This window comes from Enterobacter sp. PL_is514 (genome assembly GCF_055816715.1).
In genome coordinates, this window is record NZ_JBVPGN010000036.1 from 694,276 (window position 1) to 719,766 (window position 25,491).

Sequence of the window (25,491 nt, forward strand, 5' to 3'; positions counted from 1 at the left end):
GTCCTCCGGAGGGAGTTTTTAGCATTTCATGCTGTAGATCACAGTTTGAGTGCTTAAGAGTTCTCCTAAATACAATATATCTCCTCTCAACGCCCCTTTTTTGATCCTTTATCTTATTGGCGAAGCCGTGCCTCCATTGCAAAATTGTTACCAATAGCAACAAAGGAGGAAGTCCCGTGAATAAATCAATGTTGGCGGGTATAGGGATTGGCGTCGCGGCTGCGTTAGGTGTGGCTGCCGTTGCCAGTCTCAACGTATTAGATCGCGGCCCGCAGTATGCGCAGGTGGTTTCTGCTACACCGATTAAAGAAACGGTAAAAACGCCTCGTCAGGAGTGCCGTAACGTCTCCGTGACGCACCGTCGTCCGGTGCAGGATGAAAACCGCATTGCCGGTTCTGTTCTGGGCGCGGTAGCGGGTGGCGTGATTGGTCACCAGTTCGGCGGCGGCCGGGGTAAAGATGTGGCGACCGTGGTCGGCGCGCTGGGTGGCGGCTATGCCGGTAACCAGGTACAGGGCGCGATGCAGGATAACGATACCTACACCACGACTCAGCAACGCTGCAAAACCGTCTATGACAAGTCGGAAAAAATGCTGGGCTATGACGTGACGTACAAAATTGGCGATCAGCAGGGCAAAATCCGCATGGACAAAGACCCTGGCACGCAAATTCCACTGGATGGAAATGGTCAGCTGGTTCTGAATAACAAAGTGTAAAAAAGATGTTCTCTGAATTTAGCTCCTCATGCGCTCAGGCTGAGGAGCTTTTTTTTGCTTCAGATTTTCAGTAGCTCAGGCCACAGTCGCAGCGTGGTTTCGCTAATATTCTGCAGTTTTTCCAGCGTAGCCCCTTCACGGGCGCTGATCGACATCCCCTGCAAAATACAGCTCAGGTATTGCGCCAGCAGCTGAGGGTTGCATTGCGCAGGGATTTCACCGCGCTGCTGGCGCTGAGCCAGAAAGGCGCTGAGCGTCTCCTCCTGCATGGCATGCCGCGATTTCACCGTATTGGCAATCTCTTTCGAGGACGCCGCGAGGGTGGCAGAGGTGTTAATCATAAAGCAGCCTGCAGGCGTCTCTTTACTGGTGAAGCAGGTCGCGACGGCGGTGAAATAGTCGCGAAGCGCCTGTTCGACGCTTTTCTCTTCACAAAATAGCTGGGCTTCATGTTTCGCCGCAAAGCGCGAAATGTATCTGTCCAGCACCGCCCTGAACAGCCCCTCTTTATTGGTAAATTCGGCATACAGCGTCGGCGCTTTGGCTCCGGTAGCTTCTACTAGATCGGAAAGCGAGGTTGCTTCATACCCATGTTGCCAGAAGAGAGTCATGGCCTTATCAAGCGCTGCATCCCTGTCAAACACTTTTGGTCGGCCACGGCTTTTCTTCGCACAACTCGTGACGTCGGTTGTCATGTGCCGTTGGTCCTCTGTTGGTTTGGTGAATAACCATTATAAAAATAAACGCAACCCACCACCAGTGCTGAATGCTTAAAAATATATTAATCATATCTATATGAAAAATAACGACTTTAAAATTAAGTTAATGGTCGTTATAAAATTATGTTGACGCGTGAGCTGGATCACATTTATGATTTACCTATCGATCGTTAACTAAATAGATAACGACCTCCAAATTCATCTGCTAAAGGTAAACATCATGAAAAACGTAAAAACCCTCATCGCTGCTGCTGTCCTGAGTTCACTCTCTTTCGCAAGCTTTGCTGCTGTACAGGTACAGTCCACTCCGGTCGATCAGCATAAAGTCGGGACGATCTCTGCGTCTGCCGGTACTAACCTGGGGTCCCTGGAAGATCAGCTGGCGCAAAAAGCGCAAGAGATGGGTGCAAAATCTTACCGCATCACCTCTGTGACCGGTCCTAACACCCTGCACGGCACGGCTGTCATCTACAAATAAGCCGGGCATAAACCCTCATTTATGCCACTGCAATAAAAAACGCCCTGCACATGTGAAGTAATGCCGATCGTTTAAGAACAGTTGAACGATCCTGCCAGTAAGAGACAATCCGGGTTCAGCCCCACTGAACCCGGATTTTTTTACGTCTGACACGATATGGACTTCGTTGCGGATGTTTTCCCATTCGAACTGAATACTTTTTCCCGTTCTCTGGATGCGTCCGGCGAGAGCCGTCAGGTCATAATCTGATGCTTCCGACAACGTAGTGTCCTCCAAATAAGTGGTGGGTATCAAAGTGTCAGATATGAGGAAAAATGTGACTCGCGGCAGGCGAAAAGGCTGTCCTGATTATTCTCCTGAGTTTAAGCAGCGGCTCTTTGCCGCCTCCTGCGAACCCGGGATACCGGAACGGAGTTTATCCTCATATACTGGTGGCAGATAAAACCCCGCTTACGGAAACTGCTGTAAATTCTTATCAGGCGGCGAACCGGTTTAATATTTATTGCTGTTCGCCAAGGAAGAACGATTTATATCAGAAAAAAGGGCTGAGTAACCTTTCTGCGGCGGTTTCTGAATGTCTGATGATGCGTTCACAGGAAAAACACGTCGTTCATATTGGTTTTATCGACTGAATTGTTATATACGGGCCGGGTATCATTCCTAGGCTTTTATTTATGGTGTGAATATTTTTGTTTTATTTATCTTTAAGCTGAATGATATGTATTTTGTAACATTCTGTGATGTGTTACGGAATGACATTTTATTCAATGGTCTGTGAGGGTATTGTTTTTTAATAAACAGTCATTCTTTATTATGGATATTTTGCGATGAAAGGACCGTCAGGCATTGTTCAGCAACAGGATACGTTAAACCGTTATTTACTGTATATTCCACGAGGCAAATCTGTTTTACCGGATGTTCACTCTTTTACCGGGGAAGAAGAACTCAGTAAGCCCTATCGCTACACCATCCGCTTTACCAGCCCGGCATCAAACATTGCCGTCAACGATGTCCTCAATCAGAGGGCGGAATTTATTCTTCGTGCCCCGAATCCGAAAGCTGGCTGGCACAATCAGGAGCCCTGGCTGCCGGTGCGCCAGATTAACGGGGTGATCACGTCGTTTGCCCGTCTGAAGTCATCTGCCGATGAAGCCCTTTACGAGTGTGTGCTGGAGCATGATCTGGCGCTGCTGGACCGGAATTACCGTTCGGCCGTATACATGAATGTGACAGTGCCGGAGCTCGTCACGAGGCTGATGAAGGAGAGCAGGCATTTTCAGGGTTACAACATCGATTTTGATCAGTTGAGCCACAGCTACCCCAGCCGTGAAATGATTATTCAGTGGAAGGAAACCGATCTCCAGTTTATCCGCCGTCTGCTGGCCGAGGTGGGGATCTGGTTCCGCTTTGAAAACCATGACAAGGTACAGGGCGATACGGTGGTTGTCTTTGGTGACGGTGGCCGCCGCTATGTCTTCAGCGATAAGAAGCTGCCGTACGTTCGCCATTCCGGCATGACCAGCCATAAAGAATACATTACCGAGCTTGAAGAACAATACGAACTCATTCCCGAAAGCGTACTGGTGCGTACGTATAACTACCGCAATCCATTTTCGCCACAGGCGGATAAAACCATTTTCGATAATGATATTCCCGACGGGATAACCAGCGGAAAACAGTATCACTATGCCGATCATTATCTGGAGGACGGCGATTTTTACGGTGAAGAGGCGGAAACAGCCACGTTCTGCGCACGCCTGCGCTATGAGCGCCTGCTGAACAAACAGAGTGTGCTGGGAGGGACAACCAGTGACCCGGCACTGTTGCCGGGTGTGATGTTCCACCCAACAGGGGATATTCCTGAAGGGTTTAAACACGGTTTTCTTGTCACCACAATGACGCTATCCGGCAGTCGCGCACAGCACTACCGCGCCATCCTGAAGGGGATCCCTTATCTGAACGGCTACAGCTATCGTCCGGAATATCTGCCGCGACCGGTGATTGCCGGTACGGTACCCGGTCGCGTGGCGGCCATCAATCGGGATCACACTTATGCCGGAGTCGATGCCCGGGGCCGATACCGCGTGAAGTTTGATTTTGACCTCGACGAGAAACGTGACGGTTTTGAAAGTGCGCTGATGCGTCTGGGCAGACCGTACGGCGGGGATGTGTTTGGTTTTCATTTCCCGCTGCTGGACGGTACAGAAGTGGCTGTAGCCTTTGAAGGCGGCGATCCGGACCGGCCCTTTATTGCGCATGTCATGCATGACGGCAAGCACCCTGATCTGGTTACAAATCGCAACGACACCCGCAACGTGATCCGCACTGCTGCTTCGAACAAAATCCGCCTGGAGGACCGCCGCGGTCAGGAACACATCAAGATTTCCACGGAATACGGCAAGAGTCAGGTCAGCGCTGGCCACCTCGTTGACGCAGAGGGAAAGCAGCGCGGCGAAGGTGTGGAAGCGCGCACTGACAATCACATGGCGCTCCGTGCTGCGAAAGGGGTGATGATCACCACGGAGGCGCAACCGCGTGCTGCGGGTAAGCAACTGGATATGACAGCCGCCATTGCGCAGCTGGATAAAGCGTTGTCGCTGGCAATGACGCTGCAACAAAGCGCACTGACAGCCGGGGCCAGTAATGTGGAAACCGATCAGCAAAGTCAACTGCGCCAGACACTAACTAACCTTATCGGCGCGGGCCTGCTGACCTATGCCGACAAAGGTCAGGCGCACGTCACGCCGGACAGTCTGCAACTGTCTGCCGGGGAAGATGTGATTGTTACGGCGGGCCAGGATACCAGCGTAAACGTGGTGAAAAAATTCTCGCTGGCCGTGGGGGAAAAACTTTCTCTGTTTGTCCGCAAGCTTGGCATTCAGATGATTGCTGGGGCCGGGGATATCACGACGCAGGCCCAGCGCGGTGCCATGCATATGCTCTCGCAGAATGATTTCACGATGGCGAGTACCGACGGGCAGCTGAACGGCAGCGCCAGACAGGGCATACAGCTGGTCTGTGGGGGAGGCGGGATACGCGTCAGTCCGAACGGACTGGTCACCATCTTCTCGCCGACGGGAATCGAACTGAAAGGACCCAATCTGAAGTATGACGGCCCGGAAAGCGCACAGGTCACGGTCCCGCCGTTTAATCAGGGCGCATTTAAACTCCGCTACCAGCTGCATGCCGGAGACGATCCGGAGCAAATTCTCGCAAACAAAAAATTCCGGCTGACCAGCTCGGCCGGAAAAGTGGTGGAAGGCATAACGGACAGCAACGGTCATTCATCGTTACTCGATGCTGATGACCTGGACACCTACAAAATGGAGTTAATGGAATGACGGAAGCCAGACAAAGCCCGTATGCTCCAAAGGTCATATCAGAAGGGGATATTCCTGTACACAAAGATTTGGGTGAGGTGGCCCAGACCCGTCGCGTTGGCGTGCCGCGTCCGATGCCGGGAATTGTGATTCTGGTCCACGGCGTAAACGACGTGGGTGAGGCGTACCAGAATCAGGAGAAAGGCATTCTTGCGGGCCTGAGTAAGCGTCTTAATCGTCAGGATTTTTACGCGCATGAGTGGGGGGAGAACAGAATTACCCATCCTGGCCGTTCGCCTGTTATCCCGTTTTACTGGGGGTACAAGCCTGTTACGCATGAAGACTACCAGGCAGACCAGAAGCGATACCGGGATGAAGTGGCGAAGTTGGGTAGCCAGGCGAATATACCGTTTGATGCTTATCAGGAGAATGACGAGAAGAAAAAAGCGGCACTGGGTAACGACGGCAAAGGCTCGTTTAAGTATCAGAACGACAACTTTAAAAACGCCCTCGATACAAATTTTGCCAAAGGTGGAGGGACGTTTGCCAATGCGACAACCAACATTCCCGATATGCTGGGTCCGGGGGCTGGTGGCGCTGCGCTGGCCGCCGCTGGTTTTGCCTCGCTGCACATGAACGGTGGCGATTACACGCACCCGATATTCCAGAATCCGCACCGCATCTATCAGTTTTTTGCCGCCCAGCGGTTGGCGGATTTGATCCTTCAGATACGTGAACCGCTGGTGACGCGAAATGATGTGATTAACGTGGTGGCACATAGCCAGGGAACCATCATCACCATGCTGGCAAATATGCTGGTAAAGCAGGCGGGGTATGATCCAGTTAACTGCGTTATTCTGAATCATTCCCCTTATTCACTGGAGTCCCGCATGGCTGAAAATATTCAGCCAGGATACCAACAGACTGATTCTGCCAGGCAGAAGACATTCAAAAATTTCTGTAGCCTGATGCATACGCAGTGGAAAGGGGGAGGGATATTAGGCGAGGCTGAATTACTGGCCCTTGAAGCCTCCTGTACGCTGCGCAAACCCTCTGATAATCCGTTGCGGGCTGATGATCGCTATGGACGTAACAATAACGGTAAAGTGTATAACTACTTCTGTCCAAATGATGGCGTTGTATCGCTGGAAAATGTACAGGGATTTGGCTGGCGTGGGATCCCTCAGAAAATTGCAGATGGCATTCCTAACCTGTTCCAGCGAGTTTTTTATCAGCACGGCGAAGTAGGAAAAGCACCTGACACTAAACCCTTTGAGTTGCCACAACGAAAAGAGAGGGATGCAAAATATTCATTTCTCCCGAATGCCAGTTACCGCACCCATGACGTAGTGGTGAACGGTGAAGAATTGCCGGAACCCTTTATTTTCAAACTACAGGGTCAGGATAACCATCCGGATAATGACCCTAAAACGAGTGACAAGCCGTATACGTATTATATCGATCCGGATAGCCCGGATGCCTACATATCCTATTCGGCTAAAGCCAGTGCCATCAAGCGCACGGATTCTGCGATGTATATGCTTAACAGTTATCAGCGTATTAGCTGGAAGCCTGGGCATGTTTTAACACCAGATGAACTGAATGTAGAAAGCCATGACCGGGGGCATACCGTTATTCACGGGGAAGTTACTGGTTCTAAAGAATATCCTGTGTTGTCCATTACCTGGCTGAAAACCCGTGAAGAACTTGAAAAAGAATGGAAAAAAACTGACCCGGTAAGCTACAGCCAGCATTCGTCAATTGTCATGAGTGAGTTCGCGCCATCGCACGCGATGGCATTCGACCTTGCAATTGGTCAGTGTAAGTCGTTTGACTACAAAGCCGGTAAATTCTGGGAAAGCTTGTTACATCGTGCTGACTGGCGTGATCCGCAGAATGGCTTCCCGGCCGCAAAAAAATATTACCAATCAGGCCAGTTACCAATAGCACCAACAAAGGATTTTATGAATAAACCGGAGGATGTGCTGCCGAAGGGCGATTTTGGTGTGGAAAATGATTATGCCGGTGTTCGGCCTCGCTCGCGTAACCTGATGGATATTGAGACGGGAACTGTCAGGCCTGGATATTTCCAGGAAATAAAGCTGCTGCAATGGGAAATGCCGAAACCTAAAAGCGACAGCCAGTTGGCTAAAGGATAAGACATGAAAGGACTATGTGTAGGAGTTATTACTATTTCCGTTTTATTTGCGGCAGCGTGTAAGGCTTCAGAACCGCCTACGCAAGTAGTTTATCGTTTTGATGATCACCGCTATCTGGAACTGAAAGGCTGGGACTGCGAAGGAGAGCTTTGGTACACCGATACGCAAAGGGCTATCCATTCTCAAGTTTATTTACAGTTTTATAGGATCTTCACCCGTAAATTTATTCATCCTTCAGAAAAATATATGTCTATCCCTATTTGGGGGGCTGATGGATTTAGGGTTTCGAAGGATTATGGTCGAACATGGAAACTTGCACAATTTGCACCAGGGGAAAATGAACCTAACGGCGATGATTACGCGCCTTATGAGGACGTTCTTTCTTTCACTGTCGTCAACGATCAGGGTTTTTTGCAGACCAAACATCGACTGTATATGTCGTCCAAACCGTTTGACGACCCGCGCCTTGCCGCTGGTGGTCGTGGGATTGAATATACCGTTGACGACGGAACTGGGCAAAAGGTAAGCGGGAAAGTGGAACCTCGTTCACCTGGCTGGCCTTGGGGAATGGTGTATATGACCAAACAAGGTTTAGAAGGCTCTACTGAGCAACTTAAAACCAATTGGCAGAATCAACCCGATAAGGTTCCGGAAGTGAAGGGATACACCGGCTGGGATCACATGCGCTGCGATATGGACGCAGGAAGGAAGGGAAACTGATGAATGGCGTAATTCGACTGAATGACCCGCTGGTGAGCGGCGGAAAAGTGATTAAAGCGTCCGGCGCAGACTTTATGGGAAAGCCTGTAGCCCTGAAAGACGATCTGGTGACGTGCCCTGAGCATAAAGGAACGTTCCCTATTAACGATTGTCACCCAACCTGGACGATGAACGGCCGGGGTGTGGTCGTGGATGGTTGTAAAGCGGCGTGCGGCTGTACCATTCGCACCACGCTTCCCACTGCGGGGGGTGTTTAATGAACTGGTGGTTATTCTCCAAACAGGATGAATTTGAAGAGCGTTTCCCCTATCTGTGGATATGTCTCTTATATGTGGTCGTCGTGGTTATCTGCCTGAGCGTCCGGGCTGTCACATGGCCGGGTAATAAGCATGTCGATCTCGATTTTCTTGCCCAGTCTGTGGTTATTCCGGTTGTTTTTCTGACGGGGTTCGTACAAGTGTTCTCTACCGTGTATCACGGGCTCAGGCACTACATGGAAACGCGATTGCTGATTGCGGCCCAGCAGGAATACAAGGTTGTCAGCTACGCCAGGGGAAATATTACCCTTGCTGGCTGGTCTGTACTGACGCCTCCAAAGGCAACGAAGGAACTGGCGCTGAGTATGCTGAAACTTGAGGGGGAGTTTCCGCTGGCCGCTAAAATGCCGTTGAAAATCGAACTGGAAGAATCCTTCGATTTCACGAGAGCCGGGCAGGCTATTATCCGCGTCCTGGAGCCGATGGTCGGAAAACTTTCTCAGTACCGGCAGATTGAAGCGCTGGTGTGGGTACGAGACGGGGACGAATCCTGTAGCGATGAGCTCAGGCGCGTGCTTGAACGTTTAGCGATCGCTACCAAGAAAATAACATTTCTGTCTGAATGCCCGGACTATACGAAAATCACGGAGTGGATAAAGCAGACGAACGGATACGTCGTTGAACGCCTGCTTATCTGTGTCGATCTGCATTCTGACGAAGAAGAGTCGAAGCAGATGGAAAATGTCACCGCGCTTTTCCTCACGAATTACTACGTTAAAACGGAAGGAGAAAAACCGGTTTACCTTTATCAGCCGATGACGGGTGTCACGGACGTTGAAAGAACAGTACCTGTTTATCTGCGTGCGGAAGCGGTCAGTAAACCCAAACAGATCTGGTATACCGGGCTTTCACGTACAGAAAAGTACCCGCTGCTGGAAATGCTGGATGAGAAAAAAGCTGTGCCGGACCGGCTGGAGCTTGAAATGTCGCTCGGTGAGCATTCTGCCGGGTATCCTTGGCTGATGCTGGCTCTGGCGGCCGATGCGGTAACGTATGCGCAGGGCGATCAGCTGGTGGCTGCTTCCGAAAAGAACAGGTTTTCAATGACGGCTTTGTCGTCCCGGTTAACTCGCCAACCTGATTATCCCCAGGAGAAAAGATACACGACACCGTGGGAAGTTTGTGGGATCGCCGGGTTGATGTTCTTTTTTGGAATTATGATAACCATTGGCAGTTTTGGTGATGGTGGTAAATCTATATCCGGCTGGTTTTTAATTATAATGGCTGTTCTATGTATAGTTATGTTTTTGGTGGTGGGGGCATTTTTTACCTGGTTTTATGGTGATAAAGCTCGTGAGCATATGGGAATGTAATGATGAATGAACTAATTGCTCTGATTTTACCTCACAAAGCTGTATTTTATTATGATGGCTTGGCTTTAGGTGTGATGCTTGCGTTAATGGCAGTGTATATTGATTTGTCTTTTGATTACAGAAACAAAAAGCACTGGTGTACGCACAATAAATTACAGTCATTGAAAGATTCTCCGGAAATCTACCAGTTATATATGTCGATACGTAACCCTTCTCGACGGAATTACTTTGTTAGTGTGCCGCTGAAATTTTTTACAGACTTTAAGACATTTTTAATGATATTGGCTATGTATCTGGGGAGTACAGTCTTAACCATGTCTTATGCTATATATCATTGATAGATGTAGCGGGCTTTATGCCCGCTGTCTTTACATGTCTGAAATAGTAGAGTGAATAACTTTCAGTTCTTTGATATTTTTTGAATCAGCGTTAGTGCGGCTTCTGCCTGTTTGGGATCTCGCTTCTGGTCATAATCTGATGCATCCGACAACGTGGTGTGCACCAAATAAGTGGTGGGAATCAAAATGTCAGATATGCAGAAAAATGTGATTCGCGGCAGGCGTAAAGGCTGCCCTGATTATTCTCCTGAGTTTAAGCAGCAGCTCGTTGCCACCTACTGTGAACCCGGGATATCCTGGTGTCCCAGGTACGGGGCTGTGGCAAAGGTGCGACGGGAAACATCCCTAAGCATTTGAAAGGAATTAGGAAAAATGTTAAAGCCTTTATCCTGCCAGAAAAAAGAAAGCACCGACGATACGATCGTTCAGTGCTTTATGTGCCTCCTGAATATCCGTTCAGCTTTAAGTCACGCGAGCCTTAAGTGAACGGCATTACTGCACATGTGCAGGGCGTTTTTCTTTCTGAATTACATCGACTGCTGGGCGACATCATGATGCCGGGTGACATCGGTCGGCATGCCTGACCGAGCCTCCATCGCGCGCTCCATCACCACGCTGCTGGTATTCGCATTCGTTTTGAAGCTTACCATCGCGGCGTTCAGGTTAATGGGCAGCGTCTGCGGATCGTCGCCAATGTTTTTCGATAGCGGCTGGTGAATTTCGACCAGCCGCACGCCGCCCGGTTCCTCAGAAACCTTAATCGGCGTATTGATAATATTCACTTTGGTACCCGGCGTAACGACGTTAAACAGCGTTTTGATATCGTCATCGCGCAGTCGAATACAGCCGGAGCTGACGCGCATGCCGATGCCAAAGTCCGCATTCGTGCCGTGCAGCAGGTAAACACCACCGTAGGCTGCCAGGCGGATCGCGTGGTGTCCCATTGGGTTATCCGGGCCTGCCGGCACCACGGCTGGAAGATCAATGCCCTGAGCTTTATAGCGGGCACGAATATTGGCCGTCGGGGTCCAGGTTGGATTCGCGCGTTTATCCGAGACGGTGGTGACCATCGTCGGCGTCAGCGTGTCACCGCCCAGCTGACCAATACCAATCGGGTAGACCGTCACTTCGTTTTTACCCGGCGGGTAATAGTACAGACGCAGCTCGGCCAGGTTTATCACCATCCCCTCGCGCGGAGCGTCCGGCAGGATCGTCTGTAGCGGGATAGTCAACACGCTGCCCGCGCGTGGGACGTAAGGGTCGACGCCGGGATTCGCCTGCAGCAGGGCCAGAAAACCGACGTTATATTTTTTGGCAATCGCTTCCAGCGAACCACCATTATTTTCAACCACATGAAAGCGGTTTTCACCCACCACCTTGCTGCCGGGAGGGGGAAGGGGCCAGGTGTTTGCGCGAGCAGGAAGCGCAACCGCGACGGTGGCTGCCAGCGCAAACAGGGTCATCCAGCGAGTAAAACGCGAAGAGGTCATCATCACCATAATCCATGCAAATGATAAGGTTATTGTTTTATAAGGCGTTAAACATAATTATGGCGAATGGGTATGTCGGGAAGATCGGGTGAAGTGCAAAGAGTTTGTAAATTGTCCCCCCTTAGCGCTGGGCTAACAGGGGAAGGGATCCCCATAAAATAATGCCTGCACGGACGACCCCCTCTCCCTTGAGGGAGAGGGCTGGGGTGAGGGGGAACATACGACTCTGGTGGTCATTCCGTTCACTTTATGTTCCTTAGTACTCTGTAACGACATGACCTGTGAACGTGCCAGGGTGGCTCAGTCGCCACCACCCTGGCGACCCGGGCTCCCGGCGGTAAATCGCCGCTACGCGGTACCTTCCGCTTATTCCTTCCGGCTTTTCGGGGACGGGCGGAGGTAACATCCCTGTAAAGCCCGCCCTCTCGGCGCATCCATGCGCCTCGCCCCGGCCGGAAGGCAAACGCCTCAGCGATTTACAGCCGGACCAGGGTGTCGCTGTAAGCTATTCATTTTCCGGAAGCAACTTTCATCGCTTCCGGTTAATAAACTACATGAAATTCCTCAGTTAAGAGGGGAAAGGAGGTTATGCGATCGCGTTCTCTTCCAGCTGACGCATAAAGTTACGCACCCAGTCCATACGGGTTTTGCGCTCCGTCAGCTCTTGGGTAAATTTCAGACGGGTTGGGCCATCCAGACGGAAATGCTGCGGCTGTTTTTGCAGCAGACCGATGAGCCACATCGGGTTGACGTGGTTCTTCTCGGCGAATTCAATCACGCCGCCTTTTTCATTGCCTTCGAGCTTGCGAATCCCCAGCTTCTGCGCCTGCTGGCGCAGTCTCGCGATATCCAGCAAATTTCTCGCCGCATCGGGCAGCAGACCAAAGCGGTCGATCAGCTCAACCTTGATCTCTTCCAGCTCGTTCTCCTTCTTCGCGCTGGCGATGCGTTTGTAGAATGAGAGTCGGGTATTCACGTCCGGAATGAAATCATCCGGCAGCAGGGAAGGCATACGCAGCTCGACCTCGGTCTGCTGGCTGGTGAGGTCTTCCAGCGACGGCTCGCGTCCGGCCTTCAGGGCATCAACCGCGTTCTCCAGCAGCTCCATATAGAGCGAGAAGCCGATGGTTTCCATCGAGCCGCTCTGGTCTTCACCCAGCAGTTCGCCGGCACCGCGGATCTCGAGATCGTGCGTGGCCAGCGCAAAGCCTGCGCCGAGGTCTTCCAGCGAGGCGATGGCTTCCAGACGCTTTTGCGCGTCGGTGGTCATCGCTTTCGGATGCGGCGTCAGCAGCCAGGCGTAGGCCTGATGGTGCGAACGTCCGACGCGACCGCGCAGCTGGTGAAGCTGCGCCAGACCAAAATGATCCGCGCGTTCAATGATGATGGTGTTTGCCGTCGGAATGTCGATCCCGGTTTCGATGATGGTGGTGCACACCAGCACGTTAAAGCGCTGGTGGTGGAAGTCGTTCATCACCCGTTCCAGCTCGCGCTCGCGCATCTGCCCGTGACCGATAGCGATACGCGCTTCCGGTACCAGTTCCGCCAGCCTGTCCGCCGCTTTCTGGATATTTTCCACGTCGTTGTAGAGGTAATAGACCTGCCCCCCACGAAGCACTTCACGCAGAATGGCCTCACGCACCACCAGATTATCGTACTCGCGGACGAAGGTTTTTACCGCCAGACGGCGCGCCGGCGGCGTGGCGATAATCGACAGATCGCGCATGCCGCTCATCGCCATGTTCAGGGTTCGCGGGATTGGCGTTGCGGTCAGGGTCAGGATGTCGACGTCGGCGCGCATCGCTTTGATGCGTTCTTTATGACGCACCCCGAAGCGGTGCTCTTCGTCGACGATCAGCAGCCCCAGATCTTTCCACTTCACGTCGCTTTGCAGCAGCTTGTGGGTGCCGATCAGAATATCGATCTTGCCTTCGCTGGCCTGTTCCAGAATTTGGGTCTGTTCTTTGGTGCTGCGAAAACGCGACAGCATCTCGATGCGAACCGGCCAGTTGGCGAAGCGGTCGCGGAAGTTGTCGAAGTGCTGCTGAGCGAGCAGGGTGGTCGGCACCAGCACCGCCACCTGCTTGTTGTTTTCCACCGCAAGGAAAGCGGCCCGCATCGCCACTTCGGTTTTGCCGAAGCCAACGTCGCCGCAGACTAAGCGGTCCATTGCCAGCGGCTGGCACATGTCGCTCAGCACGGCGTTGATGGCCTGAGCCTGATCCGGCGTGGTTTCAAACGGGAAGCTGTCACAGAACAGCTGGTACTGTTCTTTATCATGCTTAAAGGCGAAGCCCTCTTTGGCCGCGCGCTGGGCGTAAATATCCAGCAGCTCGGCGGCCACGTCGCGCACTTTTTCCGCGGCCTTCTGGCGCGCGCGCGCCCAGGCATCGCCGCCCAGCTTGTGCAGCGGCGCGTTCTCTTCGGCACCGCCGGCGTAGCGGCTGATCAGATGCAGGGACGACACCGGAACATACAGTTTGGCGTCGTTGGCGTAGGTGAGCATCAGGTATTCACCTTTGATGCCGCCCGCTTCCAGCGTGGTCATCCCCTGATAGCGTCCAACGCCATGCTCCAGGTGAACGATCGGCTGGCCCGGGTGCAGCTCGGCCAGGTTACGGATCAGCGTGTCCGGGTTGATGGTCCGACGGCTGTCCTGACGGCGGCGTGCGACGCGCTCGCCCAGCAGGTCGCTTTCGCAAATCAGCGCCAGGTTGTTGAGCGTGTCGATAAAACCGTGCTCGGCGGCGCCAATCATCAGGTAACGACCGTTTCCGGTCGCTTCGCTCAGGCGCAGGATGCGCTTCGGCGCCACCTTAATGCGTCCCAGCAGCTCACCTAACGCTTCGCGGCGGCCTTCACTCTCAACGGAGAACACCACCGGGCCGGTAAAGGACTCCAGAAATTTGCGCAGATTATCCAGCGGGGATTTCTGCTGCGCCTGAACGGCCAGGTCCGGCAGCGTTCGGAAGGCGAGGTTGGTGTTGGCGGCCTTGTCGGCAAGCGAATCGGTTTTCAGCTGCATGCGCGGCCAGCGCTTCAGCTCGGCGTTGAGCTCGTCGGTACGCAGCCACAGCGCTTCCGGCGGCAGCAGCGGGCGCATCGGGTCAACGCCCCGGTTTTCGAAGCGCGCGCGGGTTTCGCTTTCAAAGCGGCTGGCGCTGGCGTCGATATCGCCGGTATTAACAATCAGCGTATTCGCCGGGAAGTAGCTGAACAGGGCAGGGAGCGGCTCGTTGAAGAACAGCGGCTGCCAGTATTCGATCCCGGCAGGCAGCGTGCCTTTGCTGACCTGCTGATAAATATGTTCCGCGTCGCGCTTCACCTCGAACTTATCGCGCCACTGGCTGCGGAACAGTTCGATAGCGGTTTTGTCCGTGGGGAACTCATGCGCGGGCAGTAAATTGATGGACTCCACTTCTTCCAGCGTGCGCTGCGTGTCGGCGTCGAAGACGCGCAGGCTGTCGATTTCATCATCGAAAAAGTCCAGACGATACGGCTGGTCGCTGCCCATCGGGTAAAGGTCGAGCAGCGCGCCGCGGGTCGCGTATTCCCCGTGCTCCATCACCTGGTCGACGTGGCGATAGCCGGCCCCGTCAAGCTGCGCGCGCAGGGCATCACGGGACAGTCGCTGGCCTTTTTTCATCACCAGCGCGTGACCGTGAAGATAGCTGTGCGGACAGACGCGCTGCATCAGGGTGTTCACCGGCACAATCAGCACGCCGCGCTGCATGGTCGGGAGTTGATAGAGCGTCGACAGGCGCGAGGAGATAATCTCCTGATGCGGAGAGAAGCTGTCATACGGCAGCGTTTCCCAGTCGGCCAGGCTGAACACCAGATTATCGGTGAACTGGCGAATTTCGTCGTGCAGGCGCAGGGCGTTTTGCATATCCGGGGCAACGAGAATCACCGGGCCTGGATGACGCTCGGCGATTTCCGCCACCAGCGTGGCGCACGCCGCGCCCGTGAGTTCACCCAGCTGGCGCTGGTCGCCCGCTTTGACAGGTAAGGAATAACGATAGTGTTCAGGCATGGCTATGTCAGAGTCTCTTATGGATATACCAACAGTATTGGGGCATATCACTGATACGCAATGTCTTTATTATCCTCGATCGTTTTACATAAGCAAATCGTAACCGCACGGCAGGGCTAAACGCCCCCGAAACGGGGGCGGAGAGGGCATTAACGCGTTGAAGGTGACAGGGTCAGCGTAGCGGGAGGAGAGAAGAAAACGTCGCCAAACAGCGCGGTGGAGATCTTACGCACCCCGAGTCCGGCCAGGGTACAGATCAGCAGGCTGGCAAACGGATAGACAAGAATTAGGGATAGCTCGGCCCAGACCGGCCAGTAAGCGGCATTCATCTCGCCGATCAGGAACAGGCTAAAGGTCTCAATCAGGATGCGGTGGGTGGTATAAATCGCAATGGTGTTTGAGCCAATCACGTTCAGCAGATTGTTCGGGTGAACGGCATAGCGCTGCTCAAGGCTATAGAATAGCTTCATGATCAACACAATCGACAGCAATGAGAGCAGCAGCGGAACGTTAGCAAACCACAGCACCACGGAGACGGCGGCGAAAGCGCCGGTTGCCAGCCAGATGCGGCGCAGGTTGACGCTTTTCATCCACGCCATCAGCGCTGCGCCATACCACGCCCCGAGGCTGTAGTAGATCATGTTGCGTACCACGCTGTTCATTCCCCACCACGGCAGCGGCAGGAAGTTGATCGCGATGCTTGCCAGCGCCAGCAGCCCCAGTACCGGCAGCTTCCAGCGGCTCAGCAGTTTACACAGCGTGAAGTAGACTACCAGAGCATACAGATACCACAGGCTGGTGCTGGCGGTGAGCATGCCTTGCACAAATCCTGAGAGCGAGTCGGCGTAGGCCGCGTTCGACGAGGTGGCAAGCTCACGCTCGGGCGCCAGCCAGGCGTTCAGGTGGGTCAGCGCCTGCCATTGCAGGACGCCCCACAGCGCCAGCACCCAGACAATGCTCCAGATCCGCTTGTCGAGACTGGTTCGCCAGTCCACCTCGTCAATATAACGACGGATCAGGTAGCCGGAGATAAAGAAGAAGACCGGCATACGAAACGGTGCGAGATAAAGGTTAAAATAGACCCAGCATTTGGCGAGAAGGCCGGAGAGCGGGTGTTGCAGCCCGATCAGATGCGGATAAAACGTGATAACCGAATGATAGATAACCACCAGGCAGATACACAGCCCTTTTATCTGGTTAATCCATAATGCTTTTTGCTTCATTGTTCGCCACTACCTTATTGCCATAAACGAACGAGCAATTGTTGTAAAACAACACCAGGATGTAATGGGTAACAGTCTGTATCAGGAGGTTTTTCGGAAAAGGTGGAGGTCGCGAGGTGAGTATTCAGACAATAGCACCCTGATTTATCTGAATTTTTCGGAAAAATGATTACCAAAGCTTACTGTTTCAGTCATTTACGCTTAACGGATTCGCTTATATACTCGTGGGTCTGCTATCAGCAAACAGACGGATTTCATGTATCAACCTGTCGCACTCTTCATAGGCTTACGCTACATGCGTGGGCGCGCCGCGGACCGCTTCGGTCGCTTTGTCTCCTGGCTTTCGACTATTGGCATTACGCTTGGCGTGATGGCACTGGTGACGGTGCTTTCCGTCATGAATGGCTTTGAGCGCGAGCTGCAAAACAACATCCTGGGGCTGATGCCGCAGGCCGTTCTCTCATCGACTAACGGTTCGGTTAACCCACAGCAACTGCCGGAAAGCGCGGCGAAGTTACAGGGCGTCACGCGCGTTGCGCCGTTGACCACCGGTGACGTGGTGCTGCAAAGCGCCCGAAGCGTGGCGGTCGGCGTGATGCTGGGTATCGACCCGGCGCAAAACGATCCGCTGACGCCGTATCTGGTTAACGTGAAGCAGACCGATCTGGAAGCCGGAAAATACAACGTGATTCTGGGTGAACAGCTTGCCGGCCAGCTTGGCGTCAACCGTGGCGACCAGCTGCGGGTGATGGTACCTTCTGCCAGCCAGTTTACGCCGATGGGGCGCCTGCCAAGCCAGCGCCTGTTCAACGTGATTGGTACCTTTGCCGCTAACAGCGAAGTCGATGGCTACCAGATGCTGGTGAACATTCAGGATGCTTCACGCCTGATGCGCTACCCGGCGGGGAATATCACCGGCTGGCGCCTGTGGCTCGACGCGCCGCTGAAGGTCGATACCCTCAGCCAGCAAAAACTGCCGGACGGCACCAAATGGCAGGATTGGCGCGAGCGCAAAGGCGAATTGTTCCAGGCCGTGCGGATGGAAAAAAACATGATGGGGCTGCTGCTGAGCCTGATCGTGGCCGTGGCCGCATTTAACATCATTACCTCGCTGGGCCTGATGGTGATGGAGAAGCAGGGCGAAGTCGCCATCCTGCAAACCCAGGGGCTCACGCCGCGCCAGATCATGGCGGTGTTTATGGTGCAGGGGGCCAGCGCCGGTATCATCGGTGCGCTGCTCGGCGCCGTGCTGGGGGCATTGCTTGCCAGCCAGCTCAATAACTTAATGCCGATCATCGGCGCGCTGCTTGACGGCGCGGCGCTGCCGGTGGCTATCGAGCCGCTGCAGGTGGTCGGTATTGCGCTGGCCGCGATGGCCATTGCGCTGCTTTCTACGCTTTATCCTTCCTGGCGCGCCGCCGCCACTCAACCCGCTGAGGCTTTACGTTATGAATAAGATCCTGTTGCAATGCGACAACCTGTCCAAACGCTATCAGGAAGGCACTGTGCAAACCGACGTGCTGCACAATGTGAGCTTTAGCGTGGGTGAAGGCGAGATGATGGCGATTGTCGGCAGCTCCGGCTCGGGCAAAAGTACGCTGCTGCATCTGCTGGGCGGGCTGGATACGCCAACCGAAGGCGACGTGATTTTCTCCGGCCAGCCGATGAGCAAAATGTCCTCAGCGGCGAAGGCCGAGCTGCGCAACCGCGAGCTGGGCTTTATCTACCAGTTCCACCACCTGCTGCCGGATTTCACGGCGCTGGAAAACGTGGCGATGCCGCTGCTGATTGGCAAAAAGAAACCGGCAGAAATTAACGCCCGCGCCAGCGACATGCTGAAAGCGGTAGGGCTGGGCCATCGCGGCAACCATCGTCCCTCTGAGCTTTCCGGCGGCGAGCGCCAGCGCGTGGCGATTGCCCGTGCGCTGGTCAACAACCCGCGTCTGGTGCTGGCGGATGAGCCTACCGGTAACCTGGATGCCCGCAATGCGGACAGTATTTTCCAGCTTCTGGGCGAGCTGAACGCCTCGCAGGGCACCGCGTTTCTGGTGGTGACCCACGATCTGCAGCTGGCAAAACGCATGGGGCGTCAGCTTGAGATGCGCGACGGCCATCTGAACGCGGAACTGACCCTGATGGGAGCAGAGTAATGGCGTCACCGTTATCGTTACTCATCGGTTTACGTTTTAGCCGCGGCCGCCGTCGCGGCGGCATGGTGTCGCTGATCTCCGTCATCTCGACCATCGGTATTGCGCTGGGTGTGGCGGTGCTGGTTGTCGGCTTAAGCGCGATGAACGGTTTCGAGCGCGAGCTGAATAACCGCATTCTGGCGGTCGTGCCGCACGGGGAGATCGAACCGGTTAACCAGCCATGGACGAACTGGAGCGATGCGCTCGCCAAAGTTGAAAAAGTGCCGGGCATCGCCGCGGCCGCGCCCTATATTAACTTTACCGGGCTGGTGGAGAGTGGGGTAAACCTGCGCGCCATTCAGGTTAAAGGGGTCAACCCCGTCCAGGAAGCGCGCCTCAGCGCGCTGCCGAACTATGTGCAAAACGGCGCGTGGGCCAACTTCAGGGCGGGCGAGCAGCAGATCATCATGGGTAAAGGCGTGGCCGATGCCCTGAAGGTGAAGCAGGGCGACTGGGTGTCAATCATGATCCCCAACGCCAGCGCCGATCACAAACTGCAGCAGCCTAAGCGCGTGCGCCTGCACGTTACCGGTATTCTTCAGCTGAGCGGCCAGCTTGACCACAGCTTTGCGATGGTGCCGATGGAGGATGCGCGCCAGTATCTCGACATGGGCGACAGCGTGACGGGCATTGCGATTAAGGTGAACGACGTCTTTAACGCCAACAAGCTGGTGCGCGACGCGGGCAGCGTGACCAATAACTATGTCTACATCAAAAGCTGGATCGGCACTTACGGGTATATGTACCGTGATATCCAGATGATCCGCGCCATTATGTATCTGGCGATGGTCCTGGTGATTGGTGTGGCGTGCTTTAATATCGTCTCGACGCTGGTGATGGCGGTCAAGGACAAGAGCGGCGACATCGCCGTGCTGCGTACGCTGGGGGCGAAAGACGGTCTTATTCGCGCCATCTTCGTCTGGTACGGTTTGCTGGCGGGGCTGTTCGGCAGCCTGTGCGGCGTGGTGATTGGCGTGGTGGTTTCCCTGCAGCTGACGCCGATTATCAACGGCATTGAAAAACTTATTGGTCACCAGTTCCTGTCGGGTGATATCTATTTTATTGACTTCCTGCCGTCTGAACTGCACTGGCTGGATGTTTTTTATGTGCTGCTTACGGCACTTTTACTGAGTCTGCTGGCAAGCTGGTATCCGGCGCGTCGCGCAAGCCGAATTGATCCGGCGAGGGTATTAAGTGGCCAGTAATTACGTCATGATCTAGCGGCTTTCGGGTCGCCAGATCGAAAGAGGAATGCGTTATGTATTATGGATTTGATATTGGCGGCACCAAGATTGCGCTCGGCGTGTTTGATAAAGACCTCAAACTGCAGTGGGAAACCCGCGTTCCCACGCCGCGCGAAAGCTACGACGAATTTTTAACCGCCATTGCCGCGCTGGTGGCGCAGGCGGATGAACGTTTCGGCGTGAAAGGCAGCGTCGGCATCGGTATTCCGGGCATGCCCGAAACCGACGACGGTACGCTTTACGCGGCCAACGTGCCTGCCGCCAGCGGTAAACCGCTGCGCGCCGATCTCTCTGCCCTCCTTGAACGCGACGTGCGTTTAGACAATGATGCCAACTGCTTCGCGCTCTCTGAAGCCTGGGATGATGAATTCCGTCGCTACCCGCTGGTGATGGGGCTGATCCTCGGTACCGGCGTAGGCGGGGGAATCGTCGTCAACGGTAAGCCCATCACCGGCCGCAGCTACATCACCGGCGAGTTTGGCCATATCCGCCTGCCGGTGGATGCTCTCGAGGTGGTGGGGCGTGATTTCCCGCTGACCCGCTGCGGCTGTGGCCAGCACGGCTGTATTGAGAACTACCTTTCCGGCCGCGGGTTTGCATGGCTTTACGAACACTTCTATCATCAGAAACTTGAGGCCCCTCAAATCATTACCCTGTGGGAGCAAGGGGATGCGCAGGTGCGTGAGCACGTCGAGCGCTATCTGGATCTGCTGGCGGTGTGTCTGGGAAATATTCTCACCATCGTCGACCCGGATCTGCTGGTGATCGGGGGAGGGCTCTCAAACTTTACCGCGATTACGGAACGGTTGTCCGGGCGTTTGCCCCGACACTTATTGCCGGTTGCCCGCGTGCCGCGTATTGAACGCGCGCGACACGGGGACGCAGGAGGGATGCGCGGAGCCGCATTCCTTCATCTCACCGATTAGTTTACGAGGTTTCTATGCTGTCGCGTCGCCAGGGTCGACTCAGCCGTTTTCGCAAAAACAAACGCCGCTTACGTGAGCGCTTGCGCCAGCGGATCTTTTTCAGAGACAGAATAATGCCAGAAGCGATGGATAAACCCAGAGTGGTGGTGCTGACCGGGGCGGGGATCTCCGCCGAGTCAGGAATTCGAACCTTCCGCGCGGCGGACGGGCTGTGGGAAGAGCACCGCGTGGAGGATGTCGCCACGCCGGAAGGTTTTGCCCGCGACCCGGATCTCGTGCAGGCGTTTTACAACGCCCGCCGTCGTCAGCTTCAGCAGCCTGACGTTGCGCCTAATGCGGCGCATCTGGCGCTGGCGAAGCTGGAAGAGGCGCTGGGCGATCGTTTTCTGCTGGTAACGCAGAATATCGACAACCTGCACGAGCGGGCCGGCAACAAGAACATCATCCATATGCACGGCGAGCTGCTCAAGGTTCGCTGCGCCTGGAGCGGTCAGGTGCTTGACTGGAAAGAAGACGTGCTGCCGGAGGATAAGTGCCACTGCTGCCAGTTCCCGTCGCGCCTGCGACCGCACGTGGTCTGGTTCGGCGAAATGCCGCTGGGAATGGATGAGATCTACAGCGCGCTGGCGATGGCCGACGTGTTTATCGCCATCGGCACATCCGGCCACGTTTATCCGGCGGCGGGGTTTGTCCACGAAGCGCGACTGCACGGTGCGCATACGGTTGAACTCAACCTTGAGCCAAGCCAGGTGGGCAGCGAGTTTGAAGAGAAACACTACGGTCTGGCAAGCACGGTTGTCCCGGAGTTTGTCGACAAGCTGCTGAAAGGTCTGTAACGCGAATAGCGTGAAAAGGCACCCGCTGGACGGGTGCCTTTTTATTTAAGAATGAAAGAACGCCAGCGTCTTCTCGAGCGATTTAGCCTGCTCGTCCAGCGAGAGCGCCGCCGCTGAGATCTGCTGAACCAGAGAGGCGTTCTGCTGGGTGGTGCTGTCCATCTGGTTAACGGCAGTGCTGACCTGGCTAATCCCGCAGTTCTGCTCGTCCAGCGCCTGAACAATATCGTTGATGACCAGATGCACGTGCGACACCGCCTCAATCACCTGTTTCATCATTACGCCGGTCTCATTGACCAGTTCAACGCCTTTGCTGACGCGGCCTGAGGACTCGGCAATCAGCTGGGAAATTTCTTTGGCCGCGTTAGCGCTTCGCTGGGCAAGATTGCGCACTTCACCTGCGACCACCGCGAAACCGCGCCCCTGTTCGCCTGCACGCGCCGCTTCAACGGCCGCATTTAGCGCCAGGATATTGGTCTGGAAGGCGATGCCATCGACGATGCTGTTAATCTCACCGATCTTACGCGCGCTCTCGTCAATCTCGCCAATCACCACGACTACGTCGTTCACCAGCGTTTCGCCATGCCCGGCGAGGCTCGCGGCGCGATCGGTCAGCTTCGTCGCCTTATGGGCGTTGTCGGCGTTATTCTTCACCGTGACCGAAATCTCTTCCATGCTGGCTGCCGTTTCAACAATCGCCGCCGCCTGTTCTTCGGTTCGCGAGGCGAGATCAAGGTTGCCCGCCGAAATTTCGCTGGTCCCGCCGTGCACCGAATGGCTGGCTTCGCTGATGTTGTCGACGATGCGCTTAAGCTGCATCTGCATGGTGTGCAGGGCATAAAAAATGCTGTGGGTATCCCCGGAGCGAACCGGGATGGTGTTGTTCAGCTCCCCCCGGGCGACGGCCAGGGCGATCCCGGCGGCTTCCGAAGGTTCACCCCCCACCGGACGGTCAACCTTGCGGGTAAAGATCTGCGCCATCACCAGGCTAACCGCCACGATGCTTAACACCATCAGGATGATGGCTTTCAGCAAAAATGCGCGCGCTTCGGCCATCACTTCGCTGACCGGGGTGATAATGGCCAGCCTCCACGGCGTCTGGCTATTACCGACGGCGATGTCCTGCCAGGTGATAAACACATCTTCCTTCAGCAGCGGATCGTTTATCCGGGTGACGTCATGACCGGCAATCTGACCGGCGTAAGGCTTGCCTGCTGCGCGCTTGTCCGGGCTGGACACCACGTTATTACCCGCGGAGAGGAGCAGGGCGTAGCCTGTGCCGTTCCACGGTTTAATCGCGCCGATCGTCGATTGCAGCGTGGCGAGCGAGAAGTCAGAGGTGACCGAGCCCAGAAACTGACCGTCACGCATGATGGGTGCGGCAATCGAGGTGAGCATCACGTCCACGCCGTTGTAGGGGTAAATATAGGGTTCGATGATCACATCTTTATGCCGCTGTTTCGGCAGCAGATAATAATCACCGCTGCCGGGCGTTTCGATGTCCGTCAGCAGGTGTAAGGCCGGTTTGCCGGTAGCGTCGCGGTCGACGTAGCGGGCGTAGCGTCCTGTAGGATCTTCACCACTCTGACCGGCAAAGGCGGCATCTTTATCGTCAAACGCGTTGGGCTCAAAGGCCATCGACATAGAGAGAAACTGGGGATGAGCCGACAGATAGTGGATGAGCAGCTGGTTCAGGCTCTGGCGATCGAATACCCCCGCCTCGCGCAGCGCCAGCGCGCTGTTGCCCATGTCCCGGGCGGCAGTCAGGGCAGAATCCAGCTGTTTGCTGACCTGTAAAGCTTGCACCTCGGCAATCTGGCGGATATGTTTTTTGGCCAGCACCTCCTGCTGCGCCATCCACTGCCACATCATAAACCCGATCGTTGCCGTAAAGCCCACCGTCACGGTGAGGAAAATGGACAATAGCATCAACGTCTTGACTCTTATTTTAGATCTTCGGACCATGGCGTCTTTCATTCTCATCTCCCGTAATGTTGTGCGTGTCGGGCAGGCACATATTCCTTATCGGATATATTTCCTTCTTTCTGTAGAGGGCCGGGTATATTTAATTTAAATTCCAGAATAGTAAATCCCGTTAATTAGTGTGGATGCTTTTATTTTGTGCATTCAATCAAAATAGTGCTCGATAATGCTCGTTATCGTCGTGTAGAAAGAGGATGCTAATAAATATAAAGTGGTAGAGGAGGATGGGATATGTACGGATTTATCGCGCGACAACCCATTTTTAACCCTGAAATGAATACGGTGGCCTATGAGCTGCTCTTCAGAGACGGGATGACAAATCGTTTTCCGGATGTGTCGGCGGAATATGCCACGTCCAGAATGATATCCGATCAGTTTTTATGCGTGCCGTCCCAGCGCATCGCCGGGGCGCATACGTCGTTTATTAATTTCCCGTCGCGAATGGTCATTGACCGCAGTGGTGAAGCGCTGGATAAAGAGAGCGTGGTCATTGAGATCCTTGAAGATGCTGTGCCAGGGGCCGAGCTGCTGCAGGCCGTCAGGGAGATGAATGCGCATGGCTATCAGTTTGCGCTTGATGATTTTACCCTTGCACCAGAATGGGATGCATTTTTACCCTATATTTCAATCCTGAAATTCGACGTCAGAAATTACACCTTAGCGCAAATTAAAGCGTATCTGAAAGCGCGTAAACACCTGACTGGACATATTAAATATCTTGCTGAAAAAATTGAGACTAAAGAGGAATTCAACCAATACAAGGAGGAGGGATTCTCGCTGTTTCAGGGCTATTTTTTCTGCCGTCCGGAGGTCATCAAATATAAACGGCTGTCGCAAAATCAGCTGGCGATTTTTAGGCTGCAAATGGAGGTCGGACGCAATAAGCCTGATTTTCGGATCGTCGAGTCGTTGATAAAAACCGATCTCACGCTCTCTTATAAAATCATGCGCTACATGAAGCATACGGCGTTTAAGCATGTGGGTGCCTGTAATTTCAGCAAGTTAACCCTGAGTGAGGTGCTCAGATACCTCGGGGAAAACCAGTTGAGGCGATTTGTTGCCGTCGTGGTCCTCGCCAGTGCCGGCAATGATACCGTCAGCGAGCTTTACCCGTTGAGTATGATGCGCGGTAAGTTCTGTGAACTGATAGCTGAGACGATGAAAGAACCGGCGCTGGCTGAAAATGCGTTCATGTGCGGCCTGTTTTCTCTGCTCGATACCCTCCTTGAGCTGCCGATGGCGGAGTTAATGAAGCAAATTGCGGTGCCGCAGAGCGTGAGCAACGCGCTGTGCGACCAGGAGGGACGGCTAGCCGATATGGTGAGCCTTTGCCGTTACTATGAACAGCAGCAGTGGGACGAGGCGGCCCGGGTTCGTCAGGCGCTGGGTCTGTCGGATGAGGAGGTGGTGGAGGCGATGAGAAAGGCGACGATCTGGGCAGGAGAGAATGCGGTCAGTTAATTCCCCCTCACGCCGCGCAGGCGGCG

At 54.3% G+C, this 25,491-nt stretch carries 20 protein-coding genes; 14 read left to right on the top strand and 6 right to left on the bottom strand.

Going from position 1 to position 25,491, the window contains the following annotated elements:
* Positions 1-176: 176 nt before the first annotated feature.
* Positions 177-716, top strand: a complete 540-nt coding sequence (locus AC0TNG_RS23695; protein ID WP_008500779.1) for a glycine zipper 2TM domain-containing protein — start codon at positions 177-179, stop codon at positions 714-716.
* Positions 717-775: 59 nt separating this feature from the next.
* On the opposite strand, the gene AC0TNG_RS23700 is transcribed toward AC0TNG_RS23695, so the two are convergent.
* Positions 776-1,411, bottom strand: coding sequence for a TetR/AcrR family transcriptional regulator (locus AC0TNG_RS23700; protein ID WP_024909039.1), 636 nt, complete (start codon positions 1,409-1,411; stop codon positions 776-778).
* Between the two features lie 244 nt (positions 1,412-1,655).
* Here AC0TNG_RS23700 and bhsA point away from each other — a divergent pair, with 244 nt between their 5' ends.
* On the top strand, positions 1,656-1,913 hold the full coding sequence (gene bhsA / locus AC0TNG_RS23705) for a multiple stress resistance protein BhsA (RefSeq protein WP_008500777.1): 258 nt from the start codon (positions 1,656-1,658) through the stop codon (positions 1,911-1,913).
* Between the two features lie 15 nt (positions 1,914-1,928).
* Here the strand turns inward: bhsA and AC0TNG_RS23710 are convergent, their stop codons facing one another.
* Positions 1,929-2,174, bottom strand: a complete 246-nt coding sequence (locus AC0TNG_RS23710; RefSeq protein WP_155267945.1) for a hypothetical protein — start codon at positions 2,172-2,174, stop codon at positions 1,929-1,931.
* A gap of 566 nt (positions 2,175-2,740) precedes the next feature.
* Here AC0TNG_RS23710 and AC0TNG_RS23715 point away from each other — a divergent pair.
* The 6 genes from AC0TNG_RS23715 to AC0TNG_RS23740 are packed head-to-tail and all read left to right on the top strand — an operon-like array spanning position 2,741 to position 10,080.
* Entirely contained in the window at positions 2,741-5,254 is a 2,514-nt protein-coding gene (locus AC0TNG_RS23715; RefSeq protein ID WP_473713179.1) for a type VI secretion system Vgr family protein, read from the top strand.
* On the top strand, positions 5,251-7,392 hold the full coding sequence (locus tag AC0TNG_RS23720; protein WP_024909042.1) for a T6SS effector phospholipase Tle3 domain-containing protein: 2,142 nt from the start codon (positions 5,251-5,253) through the stop codon (positions 7,390-7,392). Before AC0TNG_RS23715 ends, AC0TNG_RS23720 begins: the two co-directional genes overlap by 4 nt.
* Positions 7,393-7,395: 3 nt before the next feature.
* The gene (locus tag AC0TNG_RS23725; RefSeq protein WP_024909043.1) at positions 7,396-8,112 is read left to right on the top strand and encodes a T6SS immunity protein Tli3 family protein; all 717 of its coding nucleotides are present in this window, start codon (positions 7,396-7,398) and stop codon (positions 8,110-8,112) included.
* Positions 8,112-8,369, top strand: a complete 258-nt coding sequence (locus tag AC0TNG_RS23730; RefSeq protein ID WP_024909044.1) for a PAAR domain-containing protein — start codon at positions 8,112-8,114, stop codon at positions 8,367-8,369. Before AC0TNG_RS23725 ends, AC0TNG_RS23730 begins: the two co-directional genes overlap by 1 nt.
* The gene (locus AC0TNG_RS23735) at positions 8,369-9,742 is read left to right on the top strand and encodes a hypothetical protein (protein ID WP_024909045.1); all 1,374 of its coding nucleotides are present in this window, start codon (positions 8,369-8,371) and stop codon (positions 9,740-9,742) included. Before AC0TNG_RS23730 ends, AC0TNG_RS23735 begins: the two co-directional genes overlap by 1 nt.
* A complete protein-coding gene (locus AC0TNG_RS23740) occupies positions 9,742-10,080 on the top strand; it encodes a hypothetical protein (RefSeq protein WP_024909046.1) in 339 nt (112 codons plus the stop codon). Before AC0TNG_RS23735 ends, AC0TNG_RS23740 begins: the two co-directional genes overlap by 1 nt.
* Positions 10,081-10,607: 527 nt before the next feature.
* Here AC0TNG_RS23740 and ldtC read toward each other — a convergent pair.
* The 3 genes from ldtC to AC0TNG_RS23755 all read right to left on the bottom strand — a co-directional run bounded on the left by ldtC (position 10,608) and on the right by AC0TNG_RS23755 (position 16,826).
* The gene (gene ldtC / locus AC0TNG_RS23745) at positions 10,608-11,573 is read right to left on the bottom strand and encodes a L,D-transpeptidase LdtC (protein ID WP_024909047.1); all 966 of its coding nucleotides are present in this window, start codon (positions 11,571-11,573) and stop codon (positions 10,608-10,610) included.
* A gap of 583 nt (positions 11,574-12,156) precedes the next feature.
* Positions 12,157-15,603, bottom strand: a complete 3,447-nt coding sequence (mfd, locus tag AC0TNG_RS23750; RefSeq protein ID WP_024908609.1) for a transcription-repair coupling factor — start codon at positions 15,601-15,603, stop codon at positions 12,157-12,159.
* 149 nt (positions 15,604-15,752) lie between these two features.
* The gene (locus tag AC0TNG_RS23755) at positions 15,753-16,826 is read right to left on the bottom strand and encodes an acyltransferase family protein (protein ID WP_024908608.1); all 1,074 of its coding nucleotides are present in this window, start codon (positions 16,824-16,826) and stop codon (positions 15,753-15,755) included.
* Between the two features lie 256 nt (positions 16,827-17,082).
* Here AC0TNG_RS23755 and lolC point away from each other — a divergent pair, with 256 nt between their 5' ends.
* From lolC to cobB, 5 genes are read left to right on the top strand one after another with little or no spacing between them, the layout of a single operon-like run.
* Positions 17,083-18,282: a lipoprotein-releasing ABC transporter permease subunit LolC gene (gene lolC / locus AC0TNG_RS23760; RefSeq protein WP_024908607.1), complete on the top strand. Its 1,200-nt coding sequence runs from the start codon at positions 17,083-17,085 to the stop codon at positions 18,280-18,282.
* Positions 18,275-18,976 (top strand): lipoprotein-releasing ABC transporter ATP-binding protein LolD, encoded by a 702-nt coding sequence (gene lolD, locus AC0TNG_RS23765; RefSeq protein WP_010429765.1) that lies wholly within the window; start codon positions 18,275-18,277, stop codon positions 18,974-18,976. Before lolC ends, lolD begins: the two co-directional genes overlap by 8 nt.
* Positions 18,976-20,220, top strand: coding sequence for a lipoprotein-releasing ABC transporter permease subunit LolE (lolE, locus tag AC0TNG_RS23770; RefSeq protein WP_024908606.1), 1,245 nt, complete (start codon positions 18,976-18,978; stop codon positions 20,218-20,220). The genes lolD and lolE overlap by 1 nt, the downstream gene beginning before the upstream one ends.
* Before the next feature lie 53 nt (positions 20,221-20,273).
* Positions 20,274-21,185 (top strand): N-acetylglucosamine kinase, encoded by a 912-nt coding sequence (gene nagK, locus AC0TNG_RS23775; protein ID WP_473713180.1) that lies wholly within the window; start codon positions 20,274-20,276, stop codon positions 21,183-21,185.
* Positions 21,186-21,199: 14 nt separating this feature from the next.
* Positions 21,200-22,021 carry a Sir2 family NAD+-dependent deacetylase gene (gene cobB, locus AC0TNG_RS23780; protein WP_032650873.1) on the top strand — a complete coding sequence of 274 codons (822 nt, stop codon included), beginning with the start codon at positions 21,200-21,202 and terminating at the stop codon, positions 22,019-22,021.
* Between the two features lie 45 nt (positions 22,022-22,066).
* Here cobB and AC0TNG_RS23785 read toward each other — a convergent pair whose 3' ends face one another.
* Positions 22,067-23,998, bottom strand: a complete 1,932-nt coding sequence (locus tag AC0TNG_RS23785) for a methyl-accepting chemotaxis protein (protein WP_473713181.1) — start codon at positions 23,996-23,998, stop codon at positions 22,067-22,069.
* A gap of 237 nt (positions 23,999-24,235) precedes the next feature.
* On the opposite strand from AC0TNG_RS23785, the gene AC0TNG_RS23790 reads away from it, so the two are divergent.
* Positions 24,236-25,465, top strand: coding sequence for an EAL and HDOD domain-containing protein (locus AC0TNG_RS23790; protein ID WP_048989594.1), 1,230 nt, complete (start codon positions 24,236-24,238; stop codon positions 25,463-25,465).
* The last annotated feature ends 26 nt before the right edge of the window (positions 25,466-25,491 follow it).